This window comes from Actibacterium sp. D185-2 (genome assembly GCF_054954595.1).
The window spans coordinates 1-18,007 of the sequence record NZ_JBPWNX010000014.1 but is presented as its reverse complement, the minus strand read 5'-3'; the positions used below and the strand labels follow the sequence as shown (position 1 = coordinate 18,007).

12 protein-coding genes and 2 pseudogenes are annotated in these 18,007 nt (G+C 57.4%); 11 read left to right on the top strand and 3 right to left on the bottom strand.

Features of this window, described 5'->3' with window-relative positions; all coding sequences use genetic code 11:
- Complete coding sequence (locus tag ACSR1C_RS16690) at positions 1-2,616, bottom strand: helix-turn-helix transcriptional regulator (protein WP_238368580.1); 2,616 nt, start codon at positions 2,614-2,616, stop codon at positions 1-3.
- A 212-nt stretch (positions 2,617-2,828) separates the two neighbouring features.
- Between ACSR1C_RS16690 and ACSR1C_RS16685 the strand changes: the two genes are divergently transcribed.
- The 11 genes and pseudogenes from ACSR1C_RS16685 (at position 2,829) to ACSR1C_RS16635 (ending at position 16,390) form a co-directional block, all read left to right on the top strand.
- A complete protein-coding gene (locus tag ACSR1C_RS16685; RefSeq protein ID WP_238368581.1) occupies positions 2,829-4,040 on the top strand; it encodes an alkane 1-monooxygenase in 1,212 nt (403 codons plus the stop codon).
- Between the two features lie 173 nt (positions 4,041-4,213).
- Positions 4,214-4,684 carry a rubredoxin gene (locus ACSR1C_RS16680; RefSeq protein WP_027238807.1) on the top strand — a complete coding sequence of 157 codons (471 nt, stop codon included), beginning with the start codon at positions 4,214-4,216 and terminating at the stop codon, positions 4,682-4,684.
- A 10-nt stretch (positions 4,685-4,694) separates the two neighbouring features.
- Entirely contained in the window at positions 4,695-6,140 is a 1,446-nt protein-coding gene (locus ACSR1C_RS16675) for an aldehyde dehydrogenase family protein (protein WP_027238806.1), read from the top strand.
- A 31-nt stretch (positions 6,141-6,171) separates the two neighbouring features.
- Positions 6,172-7,800 (top strand): GMC family oxidoreductase, encoded by a 1,629-nt coding sequence (locus ACSR1C_RS16670; protein WP_027238805.1) that lies wholly within the window; start codon positions 6,172-6,174, stop codon positions 7,798-7,800.
- Positions 7,801-7,950: 150 nt separating this feature from the next.
- Positions 7,951-9,573, top strand: coding sequence for a long-chain fatty acid--CoA ligase (locus ACSR1C_RS16665; protein ID WP_027238804.1), 1,623 nt, complete (start codon positions 7,951-7,953; stop codon positions 9,571-9,573).
- A 93-nt stretch (positions 9,574-9,666) separates the two neighbouring features.
- Complete coding sequence (locus ACSR1C_RS16660) at positions 9,667-10,353, top strand: OmpW/AlkL family protein (protein WP_027238803.1); 687 nt, start codon at positions 9,667-9,669, stop codon at positions 10,351-10,353.
- 143 nt (positions 10,354-10,496) lie between these two features.
- Positions 10,497-11,684, top strand: a complete 1,188-nt coding sequence (locus ACSR1C_RS16655) for an acetyl-CoA C-acyltransferase family protein (RefSeq protein WP_027238802.1) — start codon at positions 10,497-10,499, stop codon at positions 11,682-11,684.
- A 2-nt stretch (positions 11,685-11,686) separates the two neighbouring features.
- The gene (locus ACSR1C_RS16650; RefSeq protein WP_051360505.1) at positions 11,687-11,950 is read left to right on the top strand and encodes a hypothetical protein; all 264 of its coding nucleotides are present in this window, start codon (positions 11,687-11,689) and stop codon (positions 11,948-11,950) included.
- Between the two features lie 23 nt (positions 11,951-11,973).
- Positions 11,974-12,270, top strand: a pseudogene (locus tag ACSR1C_RS16645) (electron transfer flavoprotein subunit beta/FixA family protein); the annotation flags it as partial.
- 21 nt (positions 12,271-12,291) lie between these two features.
- Complete coding sequence (locus ACSR1C_RS16640; protein WP_027238799.1) at positions 12,292-14,079, top strand: acyl-CoA dehydrogenase; 1,788 nt, start codon at positions 12,292-12,294, stop codon at positions 14,077-14,079.
- Between the two features lie 58 nt (positions 14,080-14,137).
- The gene (locus ACSR1C_RS16635) at positions 14,138-16,390 is read left to right on the top strand and encodes a 3-hydroxyacyl-CoA dehydrogenase/enoyl-CoA hydratase family protein (RefSeq protein ID WP_027238798.1); all 2,253 of its coding nucleotides are present in this window, start codon (positions 14,138-14,140) and stop codon (positions 16,388-16,390) included.
- A gap of 33 nt (positions 16,391-16,423) precedes the next feature.
- Here ACSR1C_RS16635 and ACSR1C_RS16630 read toward each other — a convergent pair.
- Positions 16,424-17,145: pseudogene (locus ACSR1C_RS16630) on the bottom strand (IS30 family transposase); the annotation flags it as partial.
- A gap of 26 nt (positions 17,146-17,171) precedes the next feature.
- Positions 17,172-18,007 (bottom strand): IS66 family transposase (gene tnpC / locus ACSR1C_RS16625; protein ID WP_036784174.1); only part of this gene is annotated, 836 nt, incomplete at its 5' end.

Here is an 18,007-nt window from a genome sequence, read left to right as displayed (position 1 = left end):
TTAAATGAGGCCTTTCGAACGTGCGATTGACACGGCCTCGGTACGGTTGCTGGCATTTAGGGACGATAAGATTTTCCGGAAATGCCATTTGATGGTGTCTTCCGTGACATGCAGGCGCGCTGCAATTTCCTTGTTGCTCAACCCCAGTGCCGCATGCTGCAAAACCCCGATTTGCTTTCGGCTGATCGGGGCAGATATATGAGCTGCGGGGAGCTTAGTGATCGTCAGTTCATGTGCCGTTTTTCCGGCAATCGAAACTTGGTCTGCCTTTTGACCCAGGAACGCTTTTGCTGTTGGGCTGATGACCCTCAGAAAATGCCGCCTGTTTTCCAAAGTCCTGAATGCACCCAGTTGTTGTGCTTGCAGATTGGCATCGACCATCCTTTTTTTTGCTTGCTTTTCTTCGCCCATCAGATGGACGGTGGTCGCAAGCGTGCATTGCGCCCTGATCTCACCGCGTTGGTCCCTGATGGCGGCAAAGTTCGTCAGAGCTTTTCGCGCCTGCCTCTCGGCCAGACCCAGTTTCCCGTCACGCAGAAACCTTGAGGCTTCGAGCAACTCACGTTCCGCCTGGATAGCGCGATTTTGGTTTGGCAAGAAGACCAAGTCTTCGTCCGATGGGAGAGGTTCGATCCCGAGCGGGGTACTCGTTCGGGTTCCCATGGCAAAGACTTCGGTGCCCAACCGAATCAGGATACCCAACCGCTTCAAGCCGCGCTCGTTTGCCGCAAGGCGGCAGCGTTCCAGCAGCAAGAAGGCCCGCGATGTGTCACCCCGGCGAATATATACTTCGACCGCGCTTCGAACCGTGTTCCACACCACATCCGTCACCCCGAATGCCAGAGCGAAATCAAGAGCCTCTTGCAGGAGGCTGCCGTCAGGTGTGATTGTTTCGTCTTCTGCCTGGACCTGAAATTCGAAGGAGGTGAACATTCCTCTGACAAACGGCGTGCGCTCGTGGGCGACGTTTTCATCTTTCTGTGCCCGCCGGATTTCGGCGCGCGCGCCATAAATGTCGCCATTGAGCAGTCTGGCCAGGATACCGGCGGCAGCAAGCCAGCCAAACGCATAGCGGTGACGGACTGCTCCGCTTGTGACCGTGGCCGTGGCGATTTGATCTGAAAGGATAGTGAACTGCCTGTCAGAGGCGGCAATGAAGGCTCTGCAGGTCTGTGCAGCCGCCTGCCCGACGGGGTTGACCAACCCATAGATGTCAACCCATGCAGTGCAGCCTTCATCGCTTTCTTTCATTTCATCATGTGTGGCCAGACCAATGGCGTGGACCAGTTCCCCCCATCCATTCGGGTCGTCCTGTTTCGCGGGATCTGAAGCGGGCAAGGCGTTCAGTCTGTCCAGCACCTCTTGAGCTTCCTGAGCACGTTGGCCGAAGTACAGCACCCAAGCATATCCGATGGCCAAGGATGGTGTCTGGATTAATTTGAACCGAGGAATGCCGGTGAACCAGGTTATCAAGGCCTCGATCTCTCCCTGCCTCAGGGCAAGGTCCAGCAGAGCTTGTTCGCCCAGACGTTGGGCCCAATTATGATCTTGGGCCCGCAGGGCCACTTTAATGACCAAGCGGTATTCCCTTCTTCGCCAATGCCAGAATGCGATACGTTTCAGGAAATACGACTGGCGCGATCCGTTTGCCTCTATGAAACGATTGCGCAGATAATCTTTCAGCGCCCGGTTCATTTCATAGCGGTTTGGTGTTGCAGCGCTGGACGCCAAAAGGCGATAGTGCGCTTCAAGTTTAGCCAGTTTGAGGCCTGCAGCGTCCGTCTTGAACACGTAGTTGCAGATATCTTCAGTGATTTCTTCCAGCCAGCTGGCTTTCTCCAGGCAATCGCGGAGCGGTTGCGGCACCTGCGCCAGCACATCGTTTTCGAAATAGGCCTGAACCTCGGGCAGATGGACGATGCCTTCGCCTGAGGCAGTCGATTTTCCCGCCAGCGCGCACAGAAGCGGCCAGCCGCCCGTCAAATCGAACACTCTCTTTGCCTGGTCTGCGTCCAGTGACAGAACCAAGCCAGTCTCATCGAGGGTGAAACCCAAATCGTCCGGGCCGATCGTAACGACATCCGAGAGGACCGACAGAGAGACCGTCGCGTCGGGCAAGCCTTCGCTTATGACCAATCGAACGGTTTCCGGCGTTTCCAGTGTGATCGTTCTCAGAAACCTTTGCGTAGTGGCAGCGTCTGCTACGCCATCCAGGCAGATCGTGACGGGTCTTTCATGATCCGTGAGCAGGCGCAGCGCGAGGATATTCACACTACTCGTGGTCGGTTTCTCGGAGAATCCTTCGGAGGAAAGCGCCGCGACAATCGAATTCGCAATTAAATCGGCTTCAGACAGGTCCTTTGGCCAGAACGACGAAAAATCCAGGTAGATGCAGTCTTCGTTTCTTTCGAGCGCGGCTTGGGCGCACTGCGCGACCTGGACAGACTTGCCAAAACCGGGAGGCGCTTTGTAACGAAGACACTTGGCTGTCGGGTGTCCTACAAAACTTAGCCTGTCGCGTTTAAGATAACCTCGTGAGTACCTCGTACGACGGGTATTCATCCGTTCCAAAAAGTCTGAGATGTCGTCTGGGTTTGCTCTGGAGGGCGTTGTCATCCCTCCCTCCCCGAAGCGATGTATCGTTGGTGTCCCGACTCCATAACCATAGCACGCGAAACTCAAAACTACACGAACGTGTAGTTGTTAGCTGGCCTGGTTGAGAGGATTTTGCCATCTCAGCGTCAAACGGCAGGAGGGAGCAATGCAATACGCTTACGCTTCCGGCCACCGTAAGGCCAAATGACAGCCTTTCAGGGAGGAACAGACTGATGAAGGATTTGAACGAAACGGCCGCGGCGGAAGCCGGCGCCGATGAAGCATACGTTGATAAGAAACGGTATTTTTGGATCTTGTCCGTATTCTGGCCAGCAACGCCGCTGATCGGACTTTACCTGGTCTCGGTAACCGGCTGGAGCATCTGGTACGGAACGGTGCTGATTCTGTGGTATCTGGCGGTGCCATTGCTGGACGCCATGTTCGGAGAGGATTTTTCGAATCCCCCCGAATCGGCCGTGCCTGATCTTGAAAAAGATCGCTACTATCGCGTGCTCACCTATTTGACTGTACCCATGCACTATGCGGCTCTGGTCGGGTCCTGCTGGTGGGTGGCAACCCAATCGGTCAATGCCTTTGAGTTCATTGCGCTTGCACTGTCGCTGGGTATCGTCAACGGTTTGGCACTGAACACCGGCCATGAACTGGGCCACAAGAAAGAAACATTTGACCGCTGGATGGCCAAACTGGTGCTGGCAGTCGTGGGCTATGGCCACTTTTTCATCGAGCATAACAAAGGGCACCACCGCGACGTGGCGACCCCGAAAGATCCGGCAACATCGCGTATGGGTGAAAACATCTATTCTTTCGCAACCCGCGAAATCCCCGGTGCCTTCAAACGCGCCTGGGAGCTCGAAGAAGTTCGCCTTGAGCGGAGTGGCAAGAGTGTCTGGAGCCTGGACAACGAGATCCTTCAGCCGCTGATCATTACCGTCGTTCTTTACGCCGGACTGCTGGCATTCTTCGGGCCGATCATGCTTGTGTTCCTGCCCATTCAGATGGCGTACGGATGGTGGCAGCTGACCTCGGCCAACTATATCGAACACTATGGCCTGCTGCGCGAAAAACTGCCCAACGGCAAATACGAGCATCAGAAGCCGCACCATTCGTGGAACTCGAACCATATCATGTCCAACCTGATCCTGTTCCACCTGCAGCGGCACTCGGACCACCACGCGCACCCGACGCGGTCCTATCAATCGCTGCGCGACTTCAAGGATCTGCCTGCGCTTCCTTCGGGCTATCCCGGGATGTTCTTTGCGGCGCTGGTCCCCTCGTGGTTCCGATCGATCATGGATCATCGTGTCTTGGACTGGGCCAAAGGTGACCTGAACAAGATTCAGATCGAGCCTGGCATGCGTGAGTACTATGACCGTAAATTCGGGTCGGTCGCACCTGCGCAACCTGCCGCCATGCCTGCCGAATAAAACCCTCGCATGGCGCCTCAGACTAAGGAGTTGGCCCCGATGGGGCCAACACTGACCTGACAAACAGCCCCTTGCTCTCACTCGATGACGGGGCCGCAGACACAACCGACAGAAAATCTGGAACGACGCATGTGCTTGCCTGTCAACGCACGTGTGTAAGGGAGGAATGAACAATGGCTAAATATCAATGCCCGGATTGCGGTTACACCTACGATGAAATCCAGGGCCACCCGCATGAGGGGTTCCCGCCGGGAACGCCGTGGTCACAAGTGCCCGAAGACTTTTCGTGCCCCGATTGCGCGGTCCGCGACAAAGAGGACTTTGTGCTGATCGGCGAAGCCGCAGCGCTAGCACCAACCCCGGCACCGACACTCGCTCCGGCCCCGGCACCCGAACCCGTGGCGGTTGACGCTCCTGCCGCCGCACCGCAAGCGCCTGCTCCGGTGGCACAGGCGGCCCCCGCCGCCGGAACCACCTACCGGAAATGGCTTTGCATAACATGCGGTCATATCTACGACGAAGCCCTTGGCGACGAACACGAAGGTTTCCCGCCGGGAACTCTGTTCAGTCAGATCCCCGATGATTGGTGCTGTCCGGACTGTGGCGCCACGAAAGAGGACTATGTCCTCTACGAAGAGAAGTAGGAGCGTGAACATGAATCAGGTTGCATCATTTCACGCAAAAACAGCCAGTGCCGATGACATCCGAGCGGCGTTTGACACCCAGATTCGGGCACAACTTGCCCGGCGTGCCAGTTTTGACCGCAAGGCACGCATTGCACAGCTGGACCGCCTAGCAGAGGCCGTCAAACGGAACGAGGACAAAATCATCGCGGCTTGCGCCGCTGATTTTCGCAAACCCGCCGAAGAAGTGAAACTGACCGAGATCTTCCCTGTGCTTCAGGAAATCCGGCACACCAAACACCATTTGAAGTCGTGGATGCGCCCCAAACGGGCGCGCGCCACTTTGGGGGTGTTTGGCACCAAGGCACGGGTTCGCCCCGAGGCCAAGGGTGTGTGCCTGATCATCGCGCCCTGGAACTATCCAGTGAATCTTTCGCTCGGGCCGCTGGTTTCGGCAATCGCGGCCGGCAACAGTGCCATCATCAAGCCGTCAGAAATGACGCCAAATGCGTCCCGTGTCATCATCGACATCGTGGAAGAGGCGTTCACACCGGATCTGGTCAGGGTCATCGAAGGCGACGCCACGGTTTCCCAAGAGCTACTGTCGCTTCCGTTTGACCACATTTTCTTCACGGGCAGCCCGGCAATCGGCAAGGTCGTGATGGAGGCGGCGGCAAAAAACCTGACATCGGTCACTCTGGAACTTGGTGGTAAGTCGCCCACAATCGTCGGGCCCAACGCCAATATCAAGAAGGCCGCGCGCAACATCGTCTGGGGTAAGTTCGCAAACAACGGTCAGACCTGTATCGCACCGGATCATGTGTATGTACATCGCGATGTTTCGACTGCGTTCAAGGCTGCGCTTCAGGCCGAGATCGGCCGGGTCTATGGAAAGACGCCCGAGGCTCAAAAAGCAACGCCCGACTATTGCCGGATTGTGAACGAACGTCACTTTGACAGGGTTCGCAACCTGATCGAGGATGCCCGTGCCAAAGGCGCAAGCATCCTTCAGGGCGGGCAGACAGACGCGGCCCAGAATTTCGTTGCCCCGACGCTGATCTCCGAGGTTTCGGACGATATGGAAATCACTCACGAAGAACTGTTTGGGCCGATCTTGCCGATCATCGAATATGTCGATCTGGATAAAGTTATCGACAAGATCAACGCAAACCCCAAGCCGCTTGCCCTGTATATCTTCGACAAAAGCAAGGGCTTCGCTGATCAGATCATCACGCGCACCTCTTCGGGCGCGGTGGGCGTAAACCTTACAGTGGTGCATTTCCTGCACCCGAACCTTCCATTTGGCGGCGTCAACAACTCCGGCATTGGGTCGGCCCATGGCGAACACGGCTTCAAGGCCTTTTCCCATGAAAAAGCCGTTCTGGAGGAAAAGCATTCGATCACGCATATGCTTTTCCCGCCTTACACGGGCTTTGTACGCCGTCTTATCAACATCGTGGTCCGGGTGCTTGGATAACAGCCGCCCGTAACCAATAGGGAGAGAAGAAATGTACGACTATATCATCGTCGGCGCCGGATCCGCTGGTTGCGTTCTGGCCAACCGGCTGTCGGCAAACCCGGCAAAACGCGTCGCGCTTATCGAAGCAGGCCCAAAGGACAAGAGCCCCCTGATCCACATGCCATTGGGGATCGCCTTGCTGGCCAACAGCAAAAAGCTGAACTGGGCATTCGACACCGAACCGCAAGAGCACCTGAATGGCCGCAAACTGTTCTGGCCACGCGGCAAGACGCTGGGCGGGTCGTCGTCCATCAACGCCATGGTCTATATTCGTGGCCACAAGGCCGATTACGACTACTGGGCGTCCGAGGCAGGCACGGATGTCTGGGGCTGGGACCGCATGACCGACCTGTTCAAGCGCATCGAAGACAACCATCGGTTCGGTGCAACCGAAACCCACGGTAGGGGCGGCGAGCTCTCCGTGAGTGAGCTGAAAACCGTGAACCCTCTGAGCCGTGATTTCGTACAGGCTGGGCGCGAACTGCAGATCCCCCACAACGGCGATTTCAACAGCGCCGAACAAGAGGGCCTGGGCATGTATCAGGTCACGCAAAAGGATGGTCGGCGTTGGAGCTCGGCGCAAGCTTTCCTGCGCGGGGCTGAGGCCCGGTCCAACCTTGAGATTTTCACCGACGCCCGCGTGACCCGCGTTGTCATGGAGGAAAAGACGGCAACCGGTGTCACCTTACAGCAAAGTGGCGAATATCGCCAACTGCGTCTCAATGCCGGCGGCGAAGTGATCCTGTCCGGCGGGGCCGTGAATTCGCCTCAACTCCTCCTTCTGTCGGGTATCGGGGATGCCCAAGAAATTAAACGGCATGGTCTAGCCGTCGTTCACGACCTTCCCGAGGTTGGCAAGAACATGGCCGACCACCTCGATGTAACGATTATGCATGCTGCTAGCTCACGGCGCCCGATCGGTGTCGCGCCCAGCTTTCTGCCGCGTGGCATTGGTGGTTTGTTTTCCTACATCTTCAGACGTAAAGGGTTTCTCACGTCAAATGTTGCGGAAAGCGGTGGGTTCATTAAGTCGTCCCCTGAACGCGATAGGCCGAATGTTCAGTTTCACTTCCTGCCCACATATCTGAAAGATCATGGCCGCAAGATCGCTTTTGGTTATGGCTATACGCTTCACATCTGCGATCTTTTGCCCAAGAGCCGCGGCTATATCGGCCTCAAAAGCCCGGATCCGATGGACGATCCTCTGATTCAGCCGAATTATCTTAGCGATCCGGAAGATATGGGAACGATGATTGCAGCCTTCAAAGCTGGGCGCAGGATACTCGAAGCGCCGGCAATGTCTGCGCACAGCAAATACGAAGTGCACCCCGGTAAATCTGTACAGACCGACGATGAGATCGCGGCATTCATTCGGGAAAGCGCAGAAACAATCTATCATCCGGTTGGTACATGCCGAATGGGTGCGGACAAGGATTCTGTGGTCGACCCCGAGCTTAAGGTTCGCGGTGTATCTGGGCTGCGAGTGGTGGACGCATCCATCATGCCAAGCCTTGTCGCTGGAAACACCAACGCCCCGACCATGGTCATCGCTGAGAATGCGGCCGAGATCATTCTGGGGCAGGTGCGTATTTTTGACAGGAGCCGGTCTGTTGCCTAAAAAATCTTACGAAAATCATGAAAAAACAGCCAGTTGCCAAGGATGCGATGGGGTTTGTTGTAAGAAACTGCAAGCCGCGACTAGCGGCTTGCGAGCCTACCAGACCGACCAAATAGCCGCTCCTAAACACAAATCCGGAAAGGAAGCTAAATGCGCGGACAAATGATGGCGATGCCCCTCACAATACACTCACTCATTGATCACGGCGCTCGCTATCATGGCAACACCGAGATTGTGTCGGTGGAAACAGATGGCACAAAGACAAAGACGAACTGGAAAGGGATTTCGGATAGAGCCCGTCAGCTCGGCTCCGCGCTGACAAAGCTGGGGCTCTTCCAAGGGGATCGCGTGGCGACGATCGCGTGGAACAACGCGCGGCATCTGGAATGCTACTTCGGCATTTCCTGCGGTGGAATGGTGTGCCACACGATCAATCCACGCCTCTTCCCCGAACAGCTTGTCTATATCATCAACCACGCGGAAGACCGGGTCATCTTTTTTGACAAGACGTTCCTGCCGATCATCGAAGGGATCAGGGAAAACCTGACGACGGTCGACACCTTCGTTCTCATGTCCGCGCGTGACGAAAAGGCAGCCAGCAAGATCCCCGGACTTATATTCTACGAGGACTTCCTGGCCACGGGGGACGAAAACGCCGATTGGGTGGATGTCGACGAGAATGACGCCTCCAGCCTTTGCTATACCTCCGGCACCACGGGTAATCCCAAGGGCGTTCTTTATTCGCACCGCTCTACGGTGTTGCATTCCTTGGGCGCGGCCCTTCCCGATACGCTGAATATTTCAGCGCGCGAAGTGATGATGCCGGTGGTTCCGATGTTCCACGTTAATGCCTGGGGCATCCCCTATGCCGCCGCGATGGTCGGCGCAAAACTGGTCCTGCCCGGTCCGGGGCTTGACGGTGACAGCCTCGCACGGCTGATCGACGACGAAGGCGTGACGGTCGCGCTTGGTGTTCCTACAATCTGGCAGGGGCTTCTCGCATCGCTCGACAAACTCGGCTCCAAAGCCGAGACCCTCACACGGACGGTGGTCGGCGGATCGGCCTGCCCGCCTTCGATGATCGCCGAATTCCGCGACAAATATGGCACCGAAGTCGTGCACGCTTGGGGCATGACCGAAACCTCGCCTCTCGGGACCGCGAATGCCTTGCTGGAACGCCATGCGGGCATGACCAAGGAAGAACAGGCCAAAGTGCGCGAAAGCCAGGGCCGCCCGCCCTATGGCGTGGAACTCAAGATCGTCGACGATGAAGGCAGTACACTTCCCGAGGATGGGGCGGCGCAAGGCAATCTTCGCATTCGCGGCCATTGGGTCGTAGACAGCTATTTCGGTGCGGAACCGGGTACGACTTTGGAATCCGATGGATGGTTTGAAACCGGCGATGTGGCCTCGATTGATGCCGATGGGTTCATGACGATTCGAGACCGCTCCAAGGACATCATCAAATCGGGCGGGGAATGGATTTCCACCGTCGAACTTGAAGGAATCGCGGTCGCTCATCCCGGTATTGCAGATGCCGCCGCAATTGCGGCGAAGCATGTAAAATGGGACGAACGGCCGGTCCTTGTCGCTGTCAAGGCACCAGGGGCAAAAGTGTCAGAGAAGGATGTGATTTCCTTCTTCTCCGACAAAGTCGCCAAATGGCAGATCCCGGATGCGGTCGTTTTTGTGGATGAACTTCCACGAAACGCAACTGGCAAAGTGCTGAAGAACAAGCTGCGGGAAGCATATGGAGACGTGCTTCTGGCGTAGCCTGAAAACAGGCAGGCGGATTTGCAGATCGCATGTTCCGCCTCCTTGAGACCGAGCAAAATGCGCGGAAGAACGACTAAAAGGGAGGAATAAATGAAACAATCTAATGTAAAATCCAAGGGGCCTTTTGCCTCGAAGTTTGTGTTAATCACGATGCTTGGTTGCTTTTCGTCGTTCAGCGTCGCAAATGCGGAACCGCTTTACTCCAAAGGCGACTGGCTTTTTGGCCTGAATGCGGCGAAAGTATTCACGAACGAAACGTTGGATTCAATCAGCGCGGGCGGTGCGCCAATACCGGGGTCTGGTATCGATATCTCCGATGACACCACACTGAGTTTCGATGTTTCTTATTTCTTGAATTCATCTTTGGCATTGAATTTTTTTGGTGGTTTTCCTGCAACCGCCGATCTTACAGGAACCGGCAGCTTGGGGGGGATGACCGTCGGAGAGACAAAATACGGCCCTGCCATCTTGTCGCTTCAATATCACTTTCCGACTAATTCATCCGTTAGCCCTTATGTTGGTGCCGGTATCGCTCGAATCTTGTTTCTGGAAGAACAAGGGGATGCACTTGCGGACTTCGACTTGAAAGACGCTTGGGCGCCTGCTCTCCAAGTTGGAATGCGCTATCAAATGAGCGATAATTGGTTTGCTAATGCCGATATACGTTACACGCCATTCGAAACAGATATCTCTGGGACACTCGGCGGGGCACCGGTCAGAGGCAAGGTTTCGGTGGACCCAACAATCTTGAATATCGGTGTTGCCTACCGGTTCTAGGGTCTCGTTTCTGACGGAAGTAACCCGGAGCGCGCGTGTCGCGCCTCGGAACATTTACTTCCGAACTTCTTGAAAAATGATTTCTGTACTGGGCAACGGACCAACGCGGTCTTCTTGATGCAGAACGAAGCAACGGTGAAAAAATGAAAGATATCGTAGTATTGGACGGTGCGCGAACAGCCATCGGAACCTTTGGAGGGGCTCTTGCCAACACGTCGCCTATCGAGCTTGGGGAGATCGTGGCGAAGGAGGCGATTGCTCGCTCTGGCATTGATGGCAGGCAAATTGAAAATGTGGTGTTTGGTCATGTTATTAATACTGAGCCGCGTGATATGTATCTTAGCCGCGCGGTCGCAATTGGGTCCGGAGTGCCAGAAGAAGCGCCCGCAATGAACGTAAACCGGCTCTGCGGTTCTGGGCTTCAAGCCATCGTGTCTGCGGCGCAGTCGTTGATTCAGGGAGATGCGGCCATAGCACTTGCCGGTGGCAGCGAAAGCATGAGCCGCTCGCCGTATATCATGCCGGCCATCCGCTGGGGGCAAAAAATGGGCGACACTGGTGCAACCGACATGATGCTCGGCGCACTCAATTGTCCGTTTGGCACAGGGCATATGGGGGTCACGGCGGAAAATGTTGCCTTAGAATATGCAATTACCCGCGAGGCTCAAGACGAGTTTGCACTGCAAAGTCAGGAGCGCGCCCTGAACGCGATCAATAACGGGTATTTCAAATCCCAGATTGTTCCCGTCGAGGTGAAGGGCAAACGCAACATGGTGTCTTTTGATACTGATGAACATCCTAAGGCAAGTACACTGGAATCGCTTGGAAACCTGCGCCCAGCCTTCCAGAAGGATGGTACAGTCACGGCGGGAAATGCTTCGGGCCTAAATGACGGGGCCGCCGCAGTTGTATTAGCGACTGCAGATACTGCAGCCAGAGCGAGATTGAAACCGCGAGCAAGGCTGCTCGGCTATCATATAGCAGGCGTGCGTCCGGACATCATGGGGATTGGGCCAATTCCAGCGGTATCAGGTCTTCTAAAGAGAACAGGACTGACAATTTCAGATTTTGATGTGATCGAGTCGAATGAGGCTTTCGCGGCGCAAGCTCTAGCTGTGAGCAAGACTCTTGGTTTGGACAATAACAAGGTGAATCCCAATGGTGGCGCAATAGCACTTGGACACCCGATCGGGGCATCGGGGGTTATAATCTTTCTAAAGGCGCTCTACGAGCTAGAGCGTACAGGTTTGAAACGGGCTCTGGCAACCATGTGCATTGGTGGTGGGCAGGGCATCGCGGTTGCTCTGGAAGCTATCAGGCCTTCGACGTAAACGTGCCGCTTTTGAACACGCTTGTCGATGGCTACAGGGTTGTTCTGGCCGCGCCGATCACCCAGCTCAGTCAGCTGATGGGATCGAACTTGATCATCGGCCCCGGACTCTCCATGGGCGTGCTTAACGACGGGCTCGCCTACAGCAAATACCGACCCTGTCCGCTATTGGTGAAATACGTCGAAGTCGGCTGGCTCGGACAAAGGACCAAACTCGGATTTTACGATTTTCGCGGCGAGGACACGATTCCCGTTCCAACCCGCTGACCCTTGAAGAAAGGAATAGACCCATGAAGGTGCTCGTTCCCGTCAAACGGGTGATTGATTACAACGTTAAGGTCAAGGTTAAGGCGGACGGCACGGGTGTCGATCTTGCCAATGTGAAGATGTCGATGAACCCGTTCGACGAGATTTCTGTCGAAGAGGCGATCCGTATGAAAGAAGCCGGTGTGGCTTCCGAGGTGGTGATCGTGTCCATAGGTGAAAAGAAAACCACCGACACTATTCGCAACGCTTTGGCCATGGGCGCGGACTTCGGCCTCGTCGCAGATCTGTTTGATGTTGTCCCGGAATTGACTGAGAAACTGTGATAAAAAGGAATTGAGGCAATGACCTATGTTGCGCCAACAGAAGAAATGATGTTCGTCCTTGAAGAACTTTGCGGGCTGGACGAAATTTCGCAACTACCCGGGCTTGAGGAAGCCAGTCCCGACATAGTGGGAGCGATCCTCGAAGAGGCGGGGAAATTTGCAGGCGATGTGCTCGGACCGCTCAACGCTGCGGGCGATCAGGCTGGGCTCGGTTTTGCCATGGGGCAGGTGACGACACCGGAAGGCTGGCGTGTCGCCTATGACACGCTGGTCGAGATGGGTTGGAACGCGCCCACGGCGGCGCCGGATCACGGAGGAATGGGCCTGCCGGAGGTGGTGAACGCCGCCATTATCGAAATGTTCAATGGCGCGAACACGGCGTTTCAGCTCTGTCCGCTTTTGACCCAGGGCGCGATTGAGGCGATCAACGGCTATGCCTCCGATGATCTCAAAACGCTCTACCTGCCGAAACTCGTGACCGGGGAATGGACCGGGACGATGAACTTGACTGAACCGCAGGCCGGGTCTGATCTGGCCGCTATCCGCACGAAAGCGGTGCCGGAGGGGGATCACTACCGGATCAGCGGGCAGAAAATTTTCATTACCTATGGCGAACATGACCTGGCGGAAAACATCATCCATCTCGTGCTCGCGCGCCTGCCAGATGCGCCCGCAGGCGTCAAAGGAATTTCGCTTTTCATTGTGCCGAAATTTATTCCCGATGCCGAGGGCACTCCGGGGTTGCGCAATGACCTGCGTTGTGTGTCGATTGAACATAAACTGGGCATTCACGCCAGTCCGACCTGCACCATGTCTTATGGCGATGAGGGCGGTGCCATCGGCTATCTGGTGGGTGAGCCCAACAAAGGGCTTCAGTACATGTTCACCATGATGAATAACGCGCGTTTGGGCGTGGGCCTGCAAGGTGTCGGTATTTCCGAGGCGGCCACGCAACATGCGGTGCGCTACGCGATGGACCGTGTGCAGGGCGGCACGCCCGAGGGCGCGGAAGCGGCCATTATGGGACACCCGGATATTCGCCGGATGCTGGGCCTGATGAAAGCGCGGACTGAAGCGGCAAGGGCTTTGGCATTTCGCGCGGCGCGGTCTCTGGATTTTGCGCATCGCGCAGAGGAAGACAAGACTCGTGCGCACCATCAGCGGCGCGTAGATCTTTTGATTCCGGTGGTGAAAGCCTGGTCAACGGAACTATCGGTGCATGTGGCATCTTTGGGCGTCCAAATCCATGGTGGCATGGGCTATATTGAGGAAACGGGCGCTGCGCAGCACCTGCGGGATGCGCGGATCACCACGATATACGAGGGCACGACCGGCATTCAGGCGCTCGACCTAGTGGGCCGCAAGATCAAACGCGACAACGGCACCGCCGCGCGCGAGCTGATCGCCGAGATGAATGCGACCGCCGAGGGGCTGAAGACGCAGAGCGGCGGGGACGCCGATTGGTCCGGACTGAGCGCGATGGTCGAAGAGGCTGCCGGAATCGTCGGCGATCTGACCGACTGGCTAGTGGCGCAAAACGGTACGGAGCCCCTGTCGGCAGCTGTCAATATCCTTGAGGCTTTTGGGATTTGCCTCGGCGCCTGGGTGATGGGCGATGCCGCAATTTCGGCGTCCAAGCGTCTTGCAGAAGGGCGCAACACGACCCATGCAAAGGCCAAGCTGAGCATGGTGCGGTTCTATGCCTCAAATGTCTTCCCCATGGCGGCGGCACTTCATGCGATTTCCAAGACTGGCAATGGCGCGACGCTTGCGCTGACGGCGGCGGATTTCGACCTCGCGATCTGAGGTCCTTCGGCGCGGGTATCTTCGCCCACGCCAACACATAGTGAAGTCTGGAGATATCATGAGCACGATCAAGACGGCCTTCGGGGTCGAGGATTTGGGATGCCGGCGCGTAGCGGTGATCGGCGCGGGAAATATGGGCGGCGGGATCGCAGCGCAGTTTGCCAATGCGGGGATTGCCGTCGATCTGCTGGATCGGGCGGGGCCGGATGGGGTGCGAGATGCGCCCGCTGAACGAGGCCTTGCGCAACAGATCGCGCGACAGGCGTTCATGGGGGAGGCGCCCGTCAGCCTGGTGCGGGTCGGCAATACCGAGGACCATCTGGAACGTGTGGCGGAGGCGGATTGGATCGTCGAAGCCATCCTTGAAGACCTCGACCTAAAACGTGCACTTTACGAACGGATCGAGCCTTTGCGCAAACCCGATGCGATTGTCTCCTCCAACACCTCGACCATTCTGCGCGGACGGCTGATCGAAGGGCGCGGTGCGGCGTTTCAGGATCATTTCTTGATCAGCCATTTCTTCAACCCGCCCCGGCGCATGGCACTATTGGAACTGATCGGATCTGAGGACCGGGTGGCGTTCGACCGCGCTGCCGAGATTGGGCGAAAGGCGCTTGGCAAAACCGTGATCGAATGCCGCGACACGCCGGGTTTCATCGCCAACCGACTGGGCTGTACCTGGCTTTCGGTGGCGGTGGTCGAGGCGTTGCGGCTTGGGCTGACGGTCGAGGAGGCAGATGCGGTGCACATGGCCTTTGGCGTGCCGCGCACGGGCGTCTTCGGCCTGCTGGATTTGGTCGGGCTTGATGTCGTCAAACCCATCTGGGGCTCGTTGATGGCGGCGCTGCCCCGGACGGACGCGATCAATGCGTTCGATCTGCCGGGGCAGGGGGTAATTACGGATCTTGTTTCTGCCGGGCGGTTCGGGCGCAAAAGCCGTGCCGGGTTTTACCGTAAGTCCGAGAGCGGTGCGTTGGAGGCGCTTGACCTGAACTCCGGCGTGTATCGTGCGCATAGCGGGTTCGCGCAGAAAGACCTGCCGGGGGCGGGGCGCGATCTCGATCTTTTGTTGAATAATGACACGGCCTCTGGGGCCTATGCGCGGGCGGTTCTGGCGCAGGTGGTGGACTATGCTTTGATCCACGCGGGTGAGATTGCGCCCTCGCTCAAGGAGACGGATCTCGGGATGGAGTTGGGCTATGCTTGGCGCGCGGGACCGGTAGCGTTGTGGCGGGAGCTGAGCCCTGAAACGCAGGCGCGTCTGCGGGCGCAGATGCCCGAAGGCGTGCCGTTCGAGGCGCTGGCGACTCCGGTCGTGCGGAGTGGCGAGGCGGACCGGCTGAGCCGGGCACAGGCCGCAGGCCAAGCACTGGCCCAAAATTCCTCTGCAGCGCTTTGGGATCTGGGCGATGATGTGATCTGCTTGGATATTCGGAGCAAAATGCACGCCCTTGCCCCCGCGGTCTTCGACATTCTCGAAGAGGGGGTGAGCCGCTTGAACGGCGCTGCGCGCGGGATGGTTGTCGGCAATCACAATCCGCGGGTGTTCTCCGCAGGTGCCGATCTGTCAAAGGTGGTGGCGTGGATCGAGGGCGGAAAATGGGCGGCGATCGAGGCCTTCATCACGCGCGGGCAAATGGTTCTCGCCGCCCTGCGGACGGCCCACACGCCCAGCGTCGCCGCGATGCACGGGCTGGCGCTTGGCGGTGGGTGCGAGTTGGCGATGCATTGCACGGGCACAGTGGCCCATGCCGAGACGCGGATCGGTCTGCCCGAACATCTTGTCGGTCTGGTGCCGGGCTGGGGCGGATGTCGGCGACTGTTGGACCGAGCCCGCGCCACAGCATCGCACGAGGCGGATTTGTCGGACCGGATCACGAGGGCCTTTCACGCGGCCACACTTGAGGCCCCCGCTGGGTCGGCGCGTGAGGCGGGGGATTTGGCTTTGTTGGATCCGTCTCAACCGGTGGTCATGCGTGACGACGATGTCTTTGCCGCAGCCCTTGCGCATCTCGACACATTGGAGCCGAGGCAGGGCGCGCAAGAGGTGGTGACATTGCGTCTGGATCGGCAGGCGGTTCTGAGCGGGTTGTTGTCGGAGCGCGAAACTGCCCGAGACGATGGGCGGATTACGCCGAACGCTTTTGCGCTTCAGTCGCGCATTGCCGAGATTTTCGCCGCAGGAGGGGCAGGGACGTCGGAGGCCGATCTGGCTGCTCTTGAGAGCGAGGTGTTCATGGCGCTGGTCGCGACGCCTGAAACGCTTGCGCGGATTGGCCACATGCTTCGGACCGGCAAACCGCTCCATTAAATGATGGCTCAAGGGTCGTTGCGACGGTTTCCGCTATCTCAGTTTCATCAGTTCTTCCCTGAATGCTTCAGTTGGTGTGCGCCATCCCAGACACTTTCTGGGCGTGCCGTTCAAGCGGGCAAAAATCGACTTCATATCTCGATTTGAGAGCGCGGCGACAGGCGCATCTCTTGGTAAGTAGCGCCGAGCACGCTTGTTCAGGTTTTCGACGGAACCCTTTTGCCACGGGGCTTGAGGATCACAGAACCATGCCTCGGTTCCGATTCCAGGTTTCAGCTTGCGCCGTTTCCAAACTCAATACCTCTATCAAAGGTGATCGATTTACGGGCTGTTTGGAGCAGGGGTTCCATCACAGTCATTAGCTTGTCCATCAGATGCGTTGTGCTGCGGTCGTTGTTACGGAACAGGACGGCGAAGCGGGTCTTCCGCTCAACGAGCGAGGCGACGTTCATCTTACCCTGAGCACGCTCGAAAATCATCAAATCGCCTTCCCATTCGCCAAAAGTCTCACGAGTATCAACGTAGTCGGGTCGTTCATGGATGGACCGATCTGGCGGGAAAACAAGGCCACGGGACCTGCGTGAATGGTGCGGTCTCCGTTTCTTGCGCCGGTTTGGTAGGTATCGGGCCAGCTCTTTGGATTGGCCGTCTGGACTGTAGACATAAGCATAAATTGTCTCGTAGCTCACACGAACTGTCTGGCCTTCAAAGTGCAATCGACCCGCGATCTGTTCGGGAGACCAACCTTCTTTGAGCGTAACCGGCCGGTAAGGACCGCAGCTTAGGCGACGGCCTTTGCCTCTTTGGATTGTGGCACCCAGTTCCACGGCAGGAGCTCGTCGAGGCGATTGATCTTGTGATCTCCGATGCGGGCAAGGATGTCTGCCAGGTAGGCTTCGGGGTCGTGGCCGCTGAGCTTCGCGCTTTCGATGATCGTCATGGCTTTCGCGAGGGTTTCACCCCCGGCATCGGCCCCGGCGAAGAGCCAATTCTTCCGACCAATCACCACGGGCTTGATCGCACGCTCGGCCGGGTTGTTGTCGATGGCCACGCGGCCGTCCTCCAGGAAGAGCGTGAAGGAGGGCCAGCGGCGGAGCGCGTAGCGGAAGGCTTTGGCCAGTGCGCTCTTGCCGGAGACCCGGCCGAGCTGGGCCTCCGACCACGCCTTGAAGTCCTCCGCCAGCGGGCGCGTGCGGGTCTGCCTAACGCGTCGCCGCTCTTCGGCGGAGCAGCCGGTGATCTCGCGTTCGATGTCGTAAAGCGCGCCGATACGGTCCAGCGCCTCCCGGGCGATCTCCGACTTGGTGCCGGTCCAGACATCGTGGAAGTCCCGGCGCAGGTGTGCCCAGCAGGCGGCCTCCCGGATGCGCACCGCGCCGGTAGCATCGGGCTCATAGAGCGCCTTGAAGCCCGTATAGGCGTCCGCCTGAAGGATGCCGCTGAACTCGGCCAAATGGCGGTGCGGATGCGCACTCTTCCGGTCCGGTGAGAAGAAGTAGTTCACCCTGAACAAGTCCCAACGCATTGATTTTGTTTTATGAAGCGGCGTTTTCAGTATTCTGGAACTGCAGGATTTGGTAGGTTTCGGGCGAGAAGCCTGCAATTTCGGATCAACGT

Coding starts and splice junctions, on each gene's coding strand:
- ACSR1C_RS16690 (WP_238368580.1), bottom strand. CDS start 2,616: ATGACAACGCCCTCCAGAGCAAACCCAGACGACATCTCAGACTTTTTG.
- ACSR1C_RS16685 (WP_238368581.1), top strand. CDS start 2,829: ATGAAGGATTTGAACGAAACGGCCGCGGCGGAAGCCGGCGCCGATGAA.
- ACSR1C_RS16680 (WP_027238807.1), top strand. CDS start 4,214: ATGGCTAAATATCAATGCCCGGATTGCGGTTACACCTACGATGAAATC.
- ACSR1C_RS16675 (WP_027238806.1), top strand. CDS start 4,695: ATGAATCAGGTTGCATCATTTCACGCAAAAACAGCCAGTGCCGATGAC.
- ACSR1C_RS16670 (WP_027238805.1), top strand. CDS start 6,172: ATGTACGACTATATCATCGTCGGCGCCGGATCCGCTGGTTGCGTTCTG.
- ACSR1C_RS16665 (WP_027238804.1), top strand. CDS start 7,951: ATGCGCGGACAAATGATGGCGATGCCCCTCACAATACACTCACTCATT.
- ACSR1C_RS16660 (WP_027238803.1), top strand. CDS start 9,667: ATGAAACAATCTAATGTAAAATCCAAGGGGCCTTTTGCCTCGAAGTTT.
- ACSR1C_RS16655 (WP_027238802.1), top strand. CDS start 10,497: ATGAAAGATATCGTAGTATTGGACGGTGCGCGAACAGCCATCGGAACC.
- ACSR1C_RS16640 (WP_027238799.1), top strand. CDS start 12,292: ATGACCTATGTTGCGCCAACAGAAGAAATGATGTTCGTCCTTGAAGAA.
- ACSR1C_RS16635 (WP_027238798.1), top strand. CDS start 14,138: ATGAGCACGATCAAGACGGCCTTCGGGGTCGAGGATTTGGGATGCCGG.